Source organism: Lysobacterales bacterium (assembly GCA_016721845.1).
In the GTDB taxonomy this organism is placed as follows: Bacteria; Pseudomonadota; Gammaproteobacteria; order Xanthomonadales; family Ahniellaceae; genus JADKHK01.
The window spans coordinates 132,845-148,976 of record JADKHK010000008.1 but is presented as its reverse complement, the minus strand read 5'-3'; the positions used below and the strand labels follow the sequence as shown (position 1 = coordinate 148,976).

Here is a 16,132-nt window from a genome sequence, read left to right as displayed (position 1 = left end):
GCGGCGGACGACACGATGAGCACGGCGCGACTGCGCGACGATTTCCTGGTGTGGCTGCAGATCGGCCTGCTGTCGTTCGGCGGACCGGCTGGACAGATCGCGCTGATGCAGCGCCGCCTCGTCGATGAACTCGGATGGATCGACAGTCGCCGTTTTCTCGCCGGTCTGCAGTTCTGCATGCTGATTCCGGGACCCGAGGCGCAGCAGCTGGCCACCTACATCGGCTGGACCCGGCAAGGCTGGCGCGGCGCCGTGATGGCCGGCGGCCTGTTCGTATTGCCCGGTGCCCTGCTGATGCTGCTGCTCAGCCTCGGCTACGTGTATTTCGGCGCCTTGCCGTGGACCGCGGCGCTGCTGCTCGGACTCAAGTGCGCCGTCGTCGTGCTGATCGCGCAGGCGCTGTGGCGTTTGGCGCGACGCAACCTGCAGGACCAGGCCACGCGCTGGGTCGCGGCGCTGGCCTTCGTCGCCGTGCATCTGCTGCACTGGCCCTTTCCCGCAATCATGCTGGTCGCGCTCGGCGTTGCGGGTTGGCAAAGCTGGCGCGCACCGGCGCTCGCATCGATGCCATCGACACCGGCGCCGCGCAGCTGGCCGCTTGGCGTCGCCGTGCTCGCGGCCTGGGCGGTGCCGATCGTGGTCCTGCACCTGGTCCGCGGACCCAACGACGTGCTGGCCGGCCTCGGTGCGAGTTACGCGGAACTGGCCCTGCTCAGTTTCGGCGGCGCCTACGCACTGCTCACCCATGTGGCCGACCATGCGGTACAGGAGCGCCATTGGCTGAGCGAGACCCAGATGACCGACGGCCTGGCGCTGGCCGAGACCACGCCGGGCCCGCTGATCCTGGTCCTGCAGTTCGTCGCCTTCGTGGCCGCATGGCAGAGCGTCGATGGCGGCAGTCCGGCATTGGGGCTGATCGCGAGCCTGCTCGCGCTCTGGGTGCTGTTCCTGCCGAGCTTCGCCTGGGTGATCCTCGGCGCGCCGTGGATCGCGCGCATCGAGTCCGATCCACGCTACGCCCGCGCCCTTGCCTTCGTTTCGGCCGCAGCGTTCGCGCTGATCCTGCATCTCGGGCTGTGGATCGCGCTGCACCTGCTGTTCGCGGCGACCACGCCCCTGCACCTCGGCACGCTGCGCTACGACGTCCCCGTTCCCACCAGCCTGAACATCGATGCCGGGACGATCACCCTGCTCGGCTTCGTCATGCTGCGGCGGGGTGGCGGACGGCTGCTGCCCCTGCTCGCGGTCTGCGGCGGCGCCGGCCTGGTGGCCGCGCTGCTGCCCTGAGCGCGATCAATCGACGCCGCGGCTGCGGTAAACGACACGATGGCCCTGTTGTTCACGGGCAATGCGGCTGTAGTAGCGAAACGGGATGCCATCGAGTTCGACCAAGGCTTCGGCGAGGAACTGGTCGCTGGCGACGCCGACCTTGACCGGACCGCCGTCGAGCACCAATCCGAGTTGCGCGAGCTTGGCGTCGAAGGCGTCGATCGTGGCCATGCGCGCCTGACCTTCGTCGTTGAGCTTGCGCGCCTGCGCCTCGTCGAGGTTCTCGACCAGACTCATCAGCACCTGCGGCGATGCCGTGTTCACGTTGATCGCGCTGTCCTGCGGATTCGTGCACACCTGCCCTTCGAGCACCCTGAACACCGCGTCGTCGACCCCGCGCACGAGGCGCAATTCCGAGACATGCACGAACGGCTGGTTCGCCGAACGCCGCGGCGGACGCGCGAGCAGGTAGGCCATGTCCTCGGCGCCGCGGGTACCGGCATCGCTGTCGATGTCGGCGTAATCGATGACCGCATCGGCCAGCTCCGGCGGCAGCTTGAGCGCGCGCAGCAGGCGCTCGAAGCGACGCCGCGCCAATGCATCCTCGACGCCGTGCACGACCAGATGGTTGAGATTGAAGCAGCCGTTGCGCTCGCGCAGGCGACCGCTGATGCGGCCGCCCGGCACATCCAGTGGCGGCAGCGGCCGCGCCCACAGGTCGCCGTTCGAATCGACGCCGGGCTCTTCGTTCTGGTCGCGCCGCAGCCAGTCCAGCCCCCAGGTTTCGAGGCCGCGGGCATACGCACTCGCCTGCTGCTCGCGTACCAGGTTGCGGGTGCGCGCCAGCGCAAGATCGGTGGTGTCGATCAGGCTCGCGACGATGAGGGTCGCCAGTGCCACCAGCAACACCGCCACGATCAGGGCCACGCCACGTTCGCGCTTCATGGCGGCAAGCCCGGCGGCGGCGCGGGCGTACCAGCCGGCGCGACCTCGTCGACTTCGGGCAGGTCGACTAGGCGCGTGATCACGCCGTAGTCGCCGGTCTCGAGCGAGAACTCGACCGCACGCGGCAGCGCCCGCAGCGGCTTCGGCGAGACGTTCACCGGCGGCCACTGCTCGCGCCATTGCTGACCATCGAAATAACGGAAGCCGATGCGGGTCACTTTCGTCAGGACGATGCGCGTCAGCGGCGCCGTCGCCGGCGTGCGATCGAGCACGGCGAAGCTGTAGCGGCTCATGCTCTGGTCACGCCAGGCATAACCGACGCGCTCGATGCGTGCGCGCTCCTGTGCCAGCGGATTGGCCACGCCGGCGTGAGTGAACGCGATCGCCTCGCGTGTTCCGAGCAGGGCCGGCTCACGCTCGCCATAGCCTTCGCGGACCGGTCGCGCCAACGCCGAACGCAGGTCGCGTTCCAGCACGCCCACCGCGAACTGCAATTCGCGCAAGCGGCCGTTCTGGTCGGCGAGGCCGTCGCGCGTGCGCAGCAGGGCATTGATGCTGCCGTACGCCGCCAGCATCAGCAGCGCGAAGATGAACACAGCGACCAGCACCTCGACCAGGGTGAAGCCGCGCCGGCGCATGGGGTTCATGGCCGCCCCGCGAAGCCGACCAGCGTATGGATCGGCGCCTCGTCCGGAGTCGCATCGGCCGCGTAGACATGCACATCGATGCGTCGCAACGCCGGCTCCGGCGTGTTCTGCACGACCCGCTGCCAGCGATAATCATGCGGCCCCATACGCATGCGCCCTTCGCGCGCACCGATGTCGGGAAACGGCTCGCGCAGGCGGGTCTCGACCAGCACGTTCGCGGCCACCCAGTCGGCCAGTGTCAACTCGCGCAGGTGATCGGCATCGCGCGCCATGCGTCCTGCCGCCGCGAGCAAGGCGACGAGTGCGATCGCCACGACGGCGAGCGCCACCAGCACTTCGATCAGGCTGAAGCCGCGCCGCGTCATGGCCGCGCCTGCCCGACGGTTCGCCAATCGCGATCCTCGAGGCCGAACTGCTGCACCATGGTGCCACCGTCGAACGCGATGTCGATGCGCCAGCGCGACGCCCGCGGACCCGCCGCGAATTCGATCACCAGCGGGGTCGTCTCGCCGGAAGCAAAACACAGGAATTGCGGCCGCTCGGCAAAGGTATCGGCCAGCGCGTCGTCGCCCGCGGACAGCGTGATCGCCTTCGCCAACTCGGCCCGTTTCAGCGCCGGATCGTCATCGATGAACTGCCAGCCCTCGCCCTGCAGTGCACTGAACGCATAACCGCCGGCGCGCAGGTGTAGGCCGATCTCGCGCCCGGTCAGTTCGGCGCGCTCGCAGGCATAGACGATGCGCGCTCGCAGCCGCTCGACCTCGCGGCGCAAGCGCTGTTCCTCGTCGCCGGCGCCGACCGACAGCACCAGCACCGATGCGAGCACCGCGAGGATCACGACCGTGACCAGCATCTCGATCAGGGTGAAGCCGCGCGCCGTGACGCGCATCGCGGTCAATCGCTCCAGTTGCCGATGTCGGCGGCGAGGCCGTCGCCGCCACTCTGGCCGTCCTTGCCGAGCGAATACACGTCGAAATCACCGTGGCTGCCTGGACTGACGTATTGGTAATCGCGGTTCCAGGGGTCCTTGGGCAGGCGATCGATGTAGCCGCCGCTGCGCCAGTTCGCCGCTTCCGGACTGCCGCCGGGCTTCTGCACGAGCGCATCGAGGCCCTGGTCGGTGCTCGGATAGGTGAAGTTGTCGAGCTTGTACAGGTTCAGCGCGGTGCCGAGGCCCTGCACGTCGGCCTTGGCCTTCGCGATCATCGCGTCGTCGGTGCGACCGATCACGCGCGGCACCACGATCGCCGCGAGGATCGCGAGGATCACGACCACCACCAGCACTTCGATCAGCGTGAAACCACGCGAACTGCGCACCTGCATCGGAAACACCTTGCCGTCATCGGAATCGGCCATGATCATAACCCAGCACTCCCATTCCACCGGTACCCGACGTTGAACCCGAGCCCTGCCGAACTCGTCCGCCGCGACCTCGCGGTGGTCTGGCACCCCTGCACGCAGATGCGGGACCACGAAACCCTGCCCATGGTTCCGATCCGCAGCGCACGCGGGGTGTGGCTGGAAGGCCATGACGGCAAGCGTTACCTGGATGCGATCTCGTCGTGGTGGGTGAACCTGTTCGGGCATGCGCATCCGCGCCTCGACGCCGCCCTGCGCGACCAGATCGGCACGCTCGAGCACGTGATCCTGGCCGGCTTCACGCATGAGCCGGCGATCGAACTGGCGGAACGACTGGTCGCGATCGCCCCCGAAGGCCTGACGCGCGTGCAGTACGCCGACAACGGCTCGAGCGCGGTCGAGATCGCGCTCAAGCTCGCGTTCCATCACTGCCGCAATCGCGGCGATGCGCGACGCACCAAGTTCGTCGCACTGGCTGGCGGTTATCACGGCGAAACCCTCGGTGCGCTCTCGGTCACCGATATTCCGCTGTATCGCGAAACCTATGCGCCGCTGCTGCTGACGCCACTGACCGCGCCGTCGCCGGACACCACCCTGGCCCGTCCCGACGAGACCGCGCTTGATGTCGCCATGCGCGCGGCCGACGCGCTCGACGCGCTGCTGGCGGAACACGGCGACACGATCTGCGCCTTGATCATCGAACCGCTGGTGCAATGCGCCGCCGGCATGCGCATGCATGATCCCGAGTACCTGCGGCGCGCCCGCGCCGCCTGCGACCGCCACGGCGTGGTTATGATCGCCGACGAGATCGCGGTCGGGTTCGGTCGCACCGGCACCCTGTTCGCCTGCGAACAGGCCGGCATCTCCCCCGACCTGATGTGCCTGTCGAAAGGCCTCAGTGGCGGTTATCTGCCGCTGTCGGCGGTGCTCGCGACCGAGGCGATCTACCAGAGTTTCTACGACGAATACACGAAGCTGCGCGCCTTCCTGCATTCGCACAGTTACACCGGCAATGCGCTCGGCTGCCGGGTCGCGCTGGAAGTGCTGAACGTGTTCCGCGACGAACCGGTGCTGGAACGCAATCGCGCGCTCGCGCGGCATCTCGCGGACGCGCTGGCGCCGCTGCGCCATCACCCGCAGGTTCGCCACCTGCGCCAGACCGGAATGATCGCCGCGTTCGACCTGGTCGATGCCGACGGCCGCGCCTTCGACTGGACCGAACGTCGCGGCCTGCGCGTGGTGCGTCATGGGCTCGAGCGCGGCGTGCTGCTGCGGCCGCTCGGTCACACCGTGTATGTCATGCCTCCCTATTGCATCACGCCCGACGAGATCGACTTCATGGTCGGCGTCGCGCGCGAAAGCATCGAACTCGCCATCGCCTGAGGTCCCATGCGTCGCATCCGTCTGTACGTCGATCTACCGCTCGCCACCGGCCAGGGCATCACCCTGTCGGAAGCCGCAGCGAATCATGCGGTGCGGGTGCTGCGCCTGCGCGAAGGCGATGCGGTGACTCTGTTCAATGGCGATGGCCACGACTACGGCGGCACCATCAGCCTCGGCAAGCGCGATGCGCGCGTGCACCTCCACGACCGCGAAGCGGTGAGCAACGAATCACCGCTGGCGATCACCCTGGTGCAGGCGATCGCGCGCGGCGAAAAGATGGATTTGATCCTGCAGAAGGCAACCGAGCTCGGCGTCGTCAAGATCGTGCCGGTGACCACGGATCGCACCGAAGTGAAGCTCGACGAGGATCGCGCCGACAAGCGCATCCTGCACTGGCAACGCGTGCTCGAATCGGCCTGCGAACAATGCGGGCGGGCGCAGATTCCGGAAGTCGAGTCGCCGTCGACGCTCGAGCGCGCCGCACGCCTGTTCGCGGATGCGCACGACACCCGGCTGGTGCTGCATCCCGATGGCGGGCAGCCCTTGTCGGCGATCGACTGCGGCGACGCGGCGACCATCGCGATCGGTCCCGAAGGCGGTTTTTCCGAGCGCGACCTGGCCGTGCTCGACCAGGCCGGGTTCACCCGCATCACCCTCGGCCCGCGCGTGCTGCGGACCGAGACCGCCGGACTCGCGGCAATCGCGGCCCTGCAGACGCGCTTCGGCGATTTCCGCTGAATCAGTAAGGCCCGGACATCGTCGCCGCGCTGTCGATGCGCTGTCCGTACCAGCGCCCGCCGCTGTACAGGAACACGCTGTCGCCGAGCAGCACGCTGCGCGCGTCGGTGTAGCGGTAATCGCTGCCGGCCACGACCGCGACCCGCAGACGATAGTGCGAGATCGTGCCGTTCGGACCGACATCGAAGGTCGCGACGCCGGTCAGCAGCCAGGGCTGATACATCCACGGTGACATGGTCGGTCCGCCATCGTGGACCACCACCGGCACGGCGATGCGCTGCATGCCGTTCGTGGTCGGCGCACTGGCGAAGGCGCGATGATCGCGCAGCAATTCGCTGTCGCTGCCGCGGCCACCGATGATCTGGCGCCAGGATTCACTCGGATGCGAGCGGTCGCGCTGATCGAACAGACTCAGCTTCAAACCTTGGAACCAGGCGCGGCCCGGCGCGTCACCATTCGTGCCGTCCACTGCATCCTGGCCGACGCCGAGCAGGAAGCCGCCCGGCAAGGGATGCAGGTAGGCGGAGTACCCGGCGACTTCCAGCGCGCTGTCGAGCTTCGGATCCAGCGGATCGGACAGGTCGATCGCGTACAGTGGGTCGATCCGGTAGTAGCTCACCGCATAGGCGACATCGCCGTCGAAGCGCACGCCGTAGGGCTGCTCGTGCGGCGGCCCGATCGGTTGTGGACGCGAGGCATTCGGCAGGGTCGCGACCGTGCGCAGGTGAAAGCCGTTGTCTTCACGCAGCACGCTCAATTCGAACAGCGAGGTCGTGCCCCATCCCCAAGCATGGTCGCTGAGGACCCGCAGATCGCCCGCGTGTTCGCTGAAACGGAACGCGCGCTCGTCGCCGCTGGCACTCAATCCGCCGGGCACCGAGCCGGTGCCGCGATAGTCGAGATCGGGCAGCGCGATCTTGTGGATGTCGAGCGTGGTCGCATAGCCACCGGGAACGATGCCCCCATCGAGGCGGTATTCCGAGGTCGCGAGATACCAAGCGGCCGGTGCGACGTAGGACGTGTCGACGCGCGTGAACACCGAGGTGAATCGGGCCTCGGCGAGTGCATCGAGATCGAACTGCGAGAGCGTGACCAGGGAACGTTCGTAGGCATCCGGCGCGAAGTTCGGCAGCCACACGCTGGCGAGGTTGGTCATGTCCTGCCATGGCCCGTCATCGAGTCGCCATTGCGGCAACAGCGGTTGCTGCGCGGCATCGACGCCGACCACGAAGCCGCTGGCGAACAGGAGCGAGGCACCGATCAGGCGGCTGGTCGAGAACGACCCCTGCAACTCGATCCGGTGCGCTTCGCTCAGCGCTCCGTCGGCGGCCACGTCATGGATCGTCGCGACCACGTTCGCATCGAGCTCGGCGTAACCCGAACACCATTCGTCGTAGCCGTTGTGGAACGGCGACCTGCCGCTCAACACGATCAACCGCGTCTGCCCTTCGCGGACCAGCGCATGCAGGCCGATCACGGTGTCCTGCGTCGAACCCGGCAGGGCATAGGCATGCACCCATTGCGCGACGCCCGTGCCGCCGTCGAGCCGATGCACGCGCAGTTCGCGCGGCCCGTTCCAGGGCTGGCTGATGCTGTAGACATAGTCGCCGATGCGCTTGATGTCGTCGTATTCGCCAACGCCGGACTCCTGGATGTTGGTGTCGCTGCCAGTGGCCGCGGGCGGTGGGCCCGGAGAAAAATCGATGCAGCTGTCGAAGCCGTAGTAGGGATTGCGACGGGCGTTCTCGGCGACGAAATGCGCCATCGCCGCATCGCTGCTGAAACGCGCCAGGGCCGCGGCATGGGCGCGTCCGTTCGGCGCTTCGGTGTAGCGCGTCAGCGCTTTCCAGGGGCGTGACCAGAACGTGCCCAGCGCATCGCCGAGCGTGATCGACGCGACGGCATCGTCCTGTCCGTGGAACTCGATCTGGGTCTGGCCACCCGGCTCGGACACGATGGTGCAAGCCGGCGTGCAGACCCGGCGCACGCGCCGCGCATCGAGCAGGCCGGTGCCGATCTCGCCCTGCGCGAAGGCCCAGGTCGGTTCGCCCTGACGGTCATAACCGATCGATACCGAACCGACCCAACCGCCCTGCTGGATCAGCATCTGGCCATGGCCGCCATCGGCGGGGTCGAACCAGAAGCCGGAGCGGTCGCCGAGGCTGTAGTCGCGATTCACGACGAGGCGCACCAGATCATGCGTGCGGGCGCGGCCTTCCAGCTGCAAGCTCAGGCGCGCGTGGTCCTCGTCGCGGCGTTCGAAGCTCAGTGTCCCGGCCGGCGTCGACCCGGCCAGCCGCTGCAACAGCACATCCCAGCGCGGCCGATGCAGTTGCAGGCTCACTCGCCCCGGTACCGTGCGCACGGAACCCCCGACCCACCAGCGCGGTTCGCCCTGCGCATCGAAATCGGTGAGCAGGGCCGAACTCACGATGCCCGAGGGCGCGATCGTCAACGCCCAGCCGGGATCGGCCGGATCGAACCAAACATCGGTGCGTTCGCGATCAGGCGCGGCGGTGTAATCGCGCTGCGCGTGGACCGACGAGACGAACAGGAACAACAGGCCGAACAGCATCCAGGGGCGCATCGCAGTCTCCGCAGGGTCATCGCTGATGACGCTGCCGTCTGCGACTTCCCCCAAAGGCCGCGGCTATTCCATGCCGTCCGCGAACAGGATCGCGCCGGCATCGGGCACCAGGGTGGCGATGACGAGCGCTGCGGACGCACCCTCGCCGCCGGGCTGGATTGCGGCATCGCCCGCGATCGGCGGCAGGTTGCTGACGATGCTGTGGCGGAACAGCGCGCCCCAGGGCATCGACGCACCGACAGGCGCGTTGAAGCGCAGGGTCGTGGCAGTGCGCTCGACGGTCCAGTCGTTGCCGGCATCGAGATCGCCATCGTGCGTGTCGGCGAAGGCCACCGCGAACGGCGACAGCGGCAGCACGAACGCGGTCGGCCCGGGATTGGCGAGCACGCGCAGATTCGGCTCGCTGCCCTGGGTGTGCGGCCGCGTGTGGTCGATGTTCATCAGCGCGTAGTCGTAGCGCCAGCGGCCGCCGCCGAGATCGGCGACCCGGACCGCGAGGCGGACACGGCCATCGACGGCGACGGCCTCGCGGCTCATGCGAGCCGCCGTCGTCGTGCCGGGGGCCACCCAGGCGTCGATCACCGGACCCGGCACGAACGGCAACCAGGATCCGCCGGCCACTTCGAAGAAATCGAGCATCCACTTGCCGGTCGGCGCGATCCAGCGCGGGAAGATGCGCCGGTGTCCGAACGAGTTGTCGACGTTGATGTCGTCGCGCACCACGTACCAGGCCTCGATGAACCACTGCGCGCCCGGATGCAGGGCCGGCACCAGCTCGGATTCCAGCACGACGGCGCGCAAGTCGAAGTTCGGGATGAACGGACCATCCTCGCTGCCATTGCAGTCGGCGTCCCGCAACGAGCCGCAGCGGCCCCATTGCCCGCGCGACGGGATGATCTCGGCGCGCGGAGCGAGGAAGGCGGAGCTGTCATTGGTCGACCAGCCATAGGTGTCGGTGCAGCCGGCCCAGAGCACGTTGGCGCCGCCGCAGCCGCAGCCGGCCCCGCCGGCGGGATACTCGTTCGACGAGAAGAATGCGTGCTTCACGCCGGAACGCGCGAGCTGTTCGATGCGGCCGTCGGCGTCGATCCGATACACCGCCCAGACCAGGTACGGATGCTGGTCATTGCCCGGATACGGATAGCCGTGCGGGCTGGTCATGAACTTCTGGTACCAGGGCACATCGGCGCTGCCGACGCCCTGCAATTTCGCCGAGGGCGTGAGCTTGACGCGGGCATTGGCCGCGCCGGCACCGTTGCAGGCGCCGTTGCATATCGCATCGGCGCCGTCGATGGCACTGAGCGCGACGTCGACCTGGAAGTTGCCGGTGTTCGGAAAATTCGGTGCGACGCAGCTGTCGATCGCCTTCGCCGCCGACGTCAGTTCCACGTGCAGCAGCGCCGAGCCGATCGGCACGCCGATCAGACGCGCATCGCCGAGCCGTTGCGCCAGCGCCGGTCCGACATGCACGTCGAAGTGCCGCCATTCGGCCCGCGTGCCGCCGTCACGATGTTGCGGATGGGCATGGTCGAAGTGCAGCCAGTCCTGGCCGTCGGCGTCACGCAACGCGAATTCGAAGGCCTCGCCGCGACTCACTGCCCATTGCATCGTCCCGGCGCGCTGGCGACGCCCGCGCACCCGGAAGTCCCATTCGTCCGCCAGTCCGAACGCATCCCCGCGCAGTGCCACCGATTGCCCGTCGCGCAACACCAGCCGCAGATCCGGCCTCACTTGCAACGGCTGCACCGCCAGATGCTTCGGCACCGCCAGATCCAGCTCGCGCAGGCTGTCGGCGTTCCATTGCAAGGTCAGCGTCGCGCTGCGGATCGGCACGCTCACGAGCTCGGCACGCACCGCCCCAGCCAGCACCATCAGCCCCAGACTGAGCCATCCACGCATCGCATCCACCCGAAGCCCGACGCCATCCTCCCACGCAAACATCGCGCCACCGACGGTCCGCCGGTGGCGCGGGCGCAGATCAGTCGAATCCGTCCGAGAAGATCGTATCGACCGGTTCGACGATGCCGTCGTCGTTGACGATCAGGCCCAGACCGTAGGCGTTGTAGGCAATCCAGGCGCCGCCGCCGGAAATGACGGTCATGCGCAACCACAGGATCTCGTCGGATTCGACGGTGGCGTCGCCGGAGATCGGCACGTTGACGGTTTGCGTCTGGACGTTGGCGCTGGCCGGGAACACGAGGGTGCCGGAGGACAGCGTGTAGTCCTCGCCCGCGACTGCGGTGCCGGGCTCGGTGAGATAACCGATCGTCACCTGGTGATCGCTGGCCGACAGGTGCACGCTGAAGGTCATCTGTTGCTGCCCGGAATTCCCTTCCGTGATCGAGACGTCGTCGACGATGATTCCGGGGAATGCCAGATTTTCGTCGAAGATGTAGAGCAGTGAAGCCGCCGTGCCCAGGGTCGCGCCGCCAGTAGGCGTTGCGAGTGCGAGGTTGGCGTTTTCCGTGCCTTCCACCGTCAGATCGGCAACGAGGGGGATCTCGACGATCTTGAGCACCTCACCGTCGAGGAAGGTGACGACTTGGTCGGAATCGACATAGTCCGACCCTGCCAAGGCGCTGACATCGCTGACGGTAAAACTCGCGGTCACCGTTCCGGCCATGCCCTGGCTGCGCGTGATCGCCACCTTGGCCGTCGGCAATACCCCTTCGTACGACAACACCGAGGCATTGAAGAACTGGATCACGCCCGGGTTCGGGCCAGTGGTCTTGGCGCAGGGCGAGAATTCCGAGGTATTGCCCTGCGGATCGGTGACGGTGGCGCTCATGAACGGTGCCGCCGTAGACGCGAGAGACGCATCGATGACGCCAGTACCGTCCGGCCCGGTCATGACATCGACCGTGGCAAAGTACACATCGCCTTCGCCAAAGCCGGAGACGTCGCAACTCGGACTGGTGAAGAATTCGACCCGGTACAGGGTGTTCGGCTCGTTCTTCAGCAGGCCGTCGATCTCGGTGGTGGCGCCGGCCACCACCGACGTCAGCAACGGAAAGTTCTGGCGACGATTGCCTGCGATGTCGGCGTCCTGGTCGTCATTCAGCTGCGGACCCAACTCCCCCACGTCGATGCCCAAACGGTCGTTGCCGTAGATGGCATTGCGACTGAAATCATTGCTGTCGCCGCGTTCGATCCAGGCGCCGACATACGCGTTGTGGGCAATCACGTTGCCTTCGCCGGGACCGGGTCCGCCGATGAAATTATCGTAACCATCGGTGATGTAGATGCCGCCGGTGAGGTTGCCGAGTCCGGCCGCCAAGACCTTGTTGGTACCGATCCAGTTGCCCTGGATCATGTTTCCGGACGCGTGCCCGCTGATCAGGATGCCCGAGCGATCATTGCCCGACAGCACGTTGCCGGCGCCGGCGGTGCCGATGGTGTTGCCTGACGTGAACAGGTCGATGGCATTGCCGGCGTTGGGCAACTTGGCCAGCATCGAGGCATTGAGGCCGATGATGTTGTTGCGCAGGACCACACCGGTCGCACCCTGCTCGAAGGAAACGCCGCGGCTGTTGCCGGAAATCAGGTTGCCCTTGGCCACCGTGTCGCCGCCCAGCTCACCGCCGGTAGCGCCGTAGATCCGGACGCCGTAGCCACCATTGCCGAGATCAAACGCGCCGGTCACATCGGTGCCGATGTAATTGCCTTGCACCAGATTGTTGGTCCCGCTCAGCAGAATCCCCTGGGAGCTGTTGCCCGAGATCAGATTGCGTTCAGCGGCCGTGCTGCCACCGATGACGTGATCGGTGCCTCCGACGCCAATCCCGTATTGCTGGTTTGCGACCGCAGCCGTGCCTGCGGCATTGGTGCCGATCCGGTTCCCGGCAATGACCAGAGCGCTGGTATCGCCGTCCAGGGAAATGCCGTTCGAGCTGTTGCCCGAGATCAGATTGCCTGCGCCGGCGACCGTGCCGCCAATGGTGCTGCCGCTGGCGGTAATGGCACGAAGGCCGCCCCCGGTGTTGGGAATCGCGGCCGTTCCGGCGGCGTTGGTGCCGATGTAATTGCCTCGGATCAAGTGGCCGGATCCTTGCAGTGTGATCCCCTGAAACTGGTTGCCCGAGATCAGGTTGCGGGCGGCGGCCACGGTCCCGCCAACGGTGTGACCGGTGCCGCCGACGTACACCCCGGAACCCTGATTCGCCACCGCCGCGGTGCCCGCCGCATTGCTGCCGATCAGGTTGCCGCTGATGACCAAGGCGCTGGTGTTGCCGTCCAGCGAAATGCCGTTGGAACCGTTGCCCGAAATCAGATTGCCCGCGCCGGCGGCGGCACCGCCGATGGTGCCGCTGCTGACGGCAATGGCACGAATGCCACCGGCGCCATTCGGGACCGCGCCAGTTCCGGCGGCATTGGTCCCGATGTAGTTGCCCTGGATGCCGTTGCTGGAACCTTGCAACACCACGCCGGAGCTGGTGTTGCCGGAAATCACGTTGCGCGCGGCGGCCGTGGTACCCCCCAGGGTGTGGCCGGTGCCGCCCAGGGAGACGCCCGAACCCGCGTTGGCCAGGGCGGTCGTGCCGGCTGCGTTGGTGCCGATCAGGTTGCCGCTGATGACCAGGCTGCTGGTATCGGCGTCCAGGGCAATGCCGTTGGAGGTGTTGCCGGAAATCAGGTTGCCCGCGCCGGCGACGGTCCCGCCGATGGTGACGCCGGTGGCGGTGATGGCGCGGAGGCCATGGCTGGCGTTCGCGACCGCAGCGGTTCCGCCGGAATTGGTTCCGATGTAATTGCCCTGGATGCTGTGGCTCGATCCCTGCACGATGACGCCGGCGCCGGTGTTGCCGGAAATCACGTTGCGCGTTTCCACCGAGGTTCCGCCCAGATGATGGCCGGTGCCGTTCAGCCAGACACCGGCGCCCGCGTTCGGCAATGCGGTCGTGCCGTTGGCGGCGAGCCCGATCCAGTTGCCGCGCACTTTCCAGACGTCGGGAACGGCACTGAAATTCAGCCCGTTGCCGCCGTTCCCGGAAATGAGATTGCCGTCGCCGGGAAGCGACGACCCGATGATGACGTCGTTGGCCCCAGTGCCGGAAATGCCGTGACTCGCGTTCGCGACGGCCGCGGTGCCCGCGGCATTGGTGCCGATGCGATTGCCGCGGATCACCGAAAACGCGGCGCCGTTGTCCACCACGATGCCGGCCTGGCCGTTGCCCGAGATGATGTTGCGGGTCGCGGCGCCGTCGCCGATGACGGCCGAGCCGCCATTGACGTGAATGCCGGAACTCGTGTTGCCGGCATCGGTGACGCCATCCGGCGCAAGGCCGACGTAGCAATTCGAGACCGCGACCGAACTGGCCAGGATGTCGATGCCGAAACCGGTGAAATCGGTGATGGCAAGGTAGGCGACGCTGGAACCGGTTGCGCCGGCCGCGAACTGCAGCCCAGCCGCAGAAAAGGCGGCGCCACGGGCCAGTCGAATGCCAGGCGCTCCGGAAATGGCTTCGCCCGCCGCGTTGATCGTGGTCGGGCTGGTGATGGCCGGCAGCGCGGTCAGCACCGAGATCGTGAACGGGCCGGTGCCGGCGATCGCGAAGTTGATGGTGTCTGCGGTCGCGCCATTGGCATTGGCATCGAGGATCGCCTGTCGAAACGTCCCCGGGCCCGAGTCTGCGGTCGACGTGACGCTGAAAATCGCAGCATGACCAGACGTCGCACAAGCGAGGCCGGACAGCGCGCACCACACGGATTTCGTCAGACGGGAAGTACCCATGTTTTTTCTCGCGCTCATGCCGGCGGTGTGCGGCTTGCACTGAGATACGGAACTTTCGAGTCAATCCGGACACGGTCCCAAAAAATTCTCTCACCCTCCCCGAGACCTCAGAACAGGACGCCGAACCCCGATCCCGTTCGTGGTGGGAGGCCCGGCCTTTCGCAGGTCATCGATTCCGTCATCGCGCAGTCGGCGTGCTGAACTTCACCACCGCACAAAAACAAACCGCCAGCGCGAGGCTGGCGGTTTCAGTGCTGCTCGAGGTCAAATCAGCCCTCAATCGCTCTGTTTGTCAGGTGTATCCCTCGCGCTTGCGCCAAGCCTGAGCAGGAAGACTGACTCCAATCTTCGCACTAGTGCGTGGGCGAGCGACTCGTCGAACACAATCAGGTCCACCATGAATCCATCAAGTTCCAACAGGCTATCCTGAAGTTCCGAGAAGGCACTCCATGTATGCGGAACAGAGAGGGCATCTCCCCTACCTGGACTGGAGTTGGGAGAAACCTCCGGACTAAGGTCAAGCACGTAAAGCCGACCGTTCGGATTTTCCTCTCCAAAGAGTCGCAAGAAATTCGCCTGATCAATTATCGGGTCCGCGTTCAATTCCCGAGCCAGTTTGGCCACCAGTTGCCATGCGGCGTCGTGTGCCACGACGTCGTCGAAGGCATCCAACGTGAAATGGGCTGCGGTGAAATCCGCGAGCAGCTGAGCTGCGTCTCCGGACATTTTCATGTTGTCGGTGCCTTTGGTTCGGGAAACCGCCATTTTTCGTTCGCGCTGCCCTTTGGCCTTTGAATCTCGATCGTTCTGGTGCCTTTTGGGTACGAGTCGCCACCGCCACTCGGGTAGTCGATCACTTTGGATCCATCCGGGAGCGTTCCTACTTTTGCAGTGCCGCCTTCGCCACGACTTACTTCCTTTTCACCTTGCACTCCGATTAGACCCTTAACTTCTTCGGCCTGTTCCGGAGTGCCCTCGAGCTGTCCGATCACCCCGTGGCCATCACCGACGACGAACGCGCCTTCTTCATCGCCCTCGGCGCCCGCATCGGCCGCCTGCGCAAAGACCAGGACATCACCCAAGTCCAGCTCGCCGAACTGATCGGCGTGACGCAGCAAACGCTCAACTCCTACGAGACTGGCCGACGTCGCGTGCCGGTGTCGCTGCTGCCCGCCATCGCCAAGCGCCTCGGCGTCGCCGTCGAAGCCCTGCTCGAAGACGACGCCAAAGCCGCCGCCAAGCGCGGCCCGGTGCCCAAACTGCAACAGCAGATGGACCGCATCGCCCAACTGCCGCGCGCTCGCCAGCAGTTCGTCATGCAGGTCATCGATTCCGTCATCGCCGCGCATCAGTAGCGCGCTGAACTTCGCGACCGCCCATAAGCAAACCGCCAGCGCGAGGGCTGGCGGGTTGCTCGGGTACGAAACCTACTGGCCGGCGATCTGGTCTGAAAGAAGTCTAAGCAGACTACCT

At 66.6% G+C, this 16,132-nt stretch carries 13 protein-coding genes; 4 read left to right on the top strand and 9 right to left on the bottom strand.

The annotated features are described in order from the left end of the window. The first annotated feature begins 15 nt into the window (after nucleotides 1–15). A complete protein-coding gene (gene chrA, locus IPP28_06155) occupies nucleotides 16–1,287 on the top strand; it encodes a chromate efflux transporter (protein ID MBL0040624.1) in 1,272 nt (423 codons plus the stop codon). A gap of 6 nt (nucleotides 1,288–1,293) precedes the next feature. Here the strand turns inward: chrA and gspK are convergent, their stop codons facing one another. From gspK to gspG, 5 genes are read right to left on the bottom strand one after another with little or no spacing between them, the layout of a single operon-like run. Next, nucleotides 1,294–2,214, bottom strand: a complete 921-nt coding sequence (gspK, locus tag IPP28_06150) for a type II secretion system minor pseudopilin GspK (protein ID MBL0040623.1) — start codon at nucleotides 2,212–2,214, stop codon at nucleotides 1,294–1,296. Beyond that, the gene (gene gspJ / locus IPP28_06145) at nucleotides 2,211–2,861 is read right to left on the bottom strand and encodes a type II secretion system minor pseudopilin GspJ (GenBank protein MBL0040622.1); all 651 of its coding nucleotides are present in this window, start codon (nucleotides 2,859–2,861) and stop codon (nucleotides 2,211–2,213) included. The genes gspK and gspJ overlap by 4 nt, the downstream gene beginning before the upstream one ends. Next, the gene (gspI, locus tag IPP28_06140; GenBank protein ID MBL0040621.1) at nucleotides 2,858–3,226 is read right to left on the bottom strand and encodes a type II secretion system minor pseudopilin GspI; all 369 of its coding nucleotides are present in this window, start codon (nucleotides 3,224–3,226) and stop codon (nucleotides 2,858–2,860) included. Before gspI ends, gspJ begins: the two co-directional genes overlap by 4 nt. Then, a complete protein-coding gene (locus IPP28_06135; protein MBL0040620.1) occupies nucleotides 3,223–3,759 on the bottom strand; it encodes a GspH/FimT family pseudopilin in 537 nt (178 codons plus the stop codon). The genes gspI and IPP28_06135 overlap by 4 nt, the downstream gene beginning before the upstream one ends. After that, nucleotides 3,756–4,184 (bottom strand): type II secretion system major pseudopilin GspG, encoded by a 429-nt coding sequence (gspG, locus tag IPP28_06130; GenBank protein MBL0040619.1) that lies wholly within the window; start codon nucleotides 4,182–4,184, stop codon nucleotides 3,756–3,758. The genes IPP28_06135 and gspG overlap by 4 nt, the downstream gene beginning before the upstream one ends. A gap of 72 nt (nucleotides 4,185–4,256) precedes the next feature. Here gspG and IPP28_06125 point away from each other — a divergent pair, with 72 nt between their 5' ends. Then, entirely contained in the window at nucleotides 4,257–5,603 is a 1,347-nt protein-coding gene (locus tag IPP28_06125; protein MBL0040618.1) for an adenosylmethionine--8-amino-7-oxononanoate transaminase, read from the top strand. Nucleotides 5,604–5,609: 6 nt separating this feature from the next. Next, nucleotides 5,610–6,341 carry a 16S rRNA (uracil(1498)-N(3))-methyltransferase gene (locus IPP28_06120; GenBank protein MBL0040617.1) on the top strand — a complete coding sequence of 244 codons (732 nt, stop codon included), beginning with the start codon at nucleotides 5,610–5,612 and terminating at the stop codon, nucleotides 6,339–6,341. Nucleotide 6,342: 1 nt separating this feature from the next. Here the strand turns inward: IPP28_06120 and IPP28_06115 are convergent, their stop codons facing one another. The 4 genes from IPP28_06115 to IPP28_06100 form a co-directional block, all read right to left on the bottom strand. Beyond that, a complete protein-coding gene (locus tag IPP28_06115; GenBank protein MBL0040616.1) occupies nucleotides 6,343–8,928 on the bottom strand; it encodes a beta-propeller domain-containing protein in 2,586 nt (861 codons plus the stop codon). Between the two features lie 63 nt (nucleotides 8,929–8,991). Continuing rightward, nucleotides 8,992–10,827 carry a hypothetical protein gene (locus IPP28_06110; protein ID MBL0040615.1) on the bottom strand — a complete coding sequence of 612 codons (1,836 nt, stop codon included), beginning with the start codon at nucleotides 10,825–10,827 and terminating at the stop codon, nucleotides 8,992–8,994. A gap of 79 nt (nucleotides 10,828–10,906) precedes the next feature. Further along, the gene (locus IPP28_06105; protein ID MBL0040614.1) at nucleotides 10,907–14,659 is read right to left on the bottom strand and encodes a right-handed parallel beta-helix repeat-containing protein; all 3,753 of its coding nucleotides are present in this window, start codon (nucleotides 14,657–14,659) and stop codon (nucleotides 10,907–10,909) included. A 276-nt stretch (nucleotides 14,660–14,935) separates the two neighbouring features. Continuing rightward, nucleotides 14,936–15,424, bottom strand: coding sequence for a hypothetical protein (locus IPP28_06100; GenBank protein MBL0040613.1), 489 nt, complete (start codon nucleotides 15,422–15,424; stop codon nucleotides 14,936–14,938). A 194-nt stretch (nucleotides 15,425–15,618) separates the two neighbouring features. Between IPP28_06100 and IPP28_06095 the strand changes: the two genes are divergently transcribed. Further along, the gene (locus IPP28_06095; GenBank protein MBL0040612.1) at nucleotides 15,619–16,014 is read left to right on the top strand and encodes a helix-turn-helix transcriptional regulator; all 396 of its coding nucleotides are present in this window, start codon (nucleotides 15,619–15,621) and stop codon (nucleotides 16,012–16,014) included. Nucleotides 16,015–16,132: the final 118 nt, after the last annotated feature.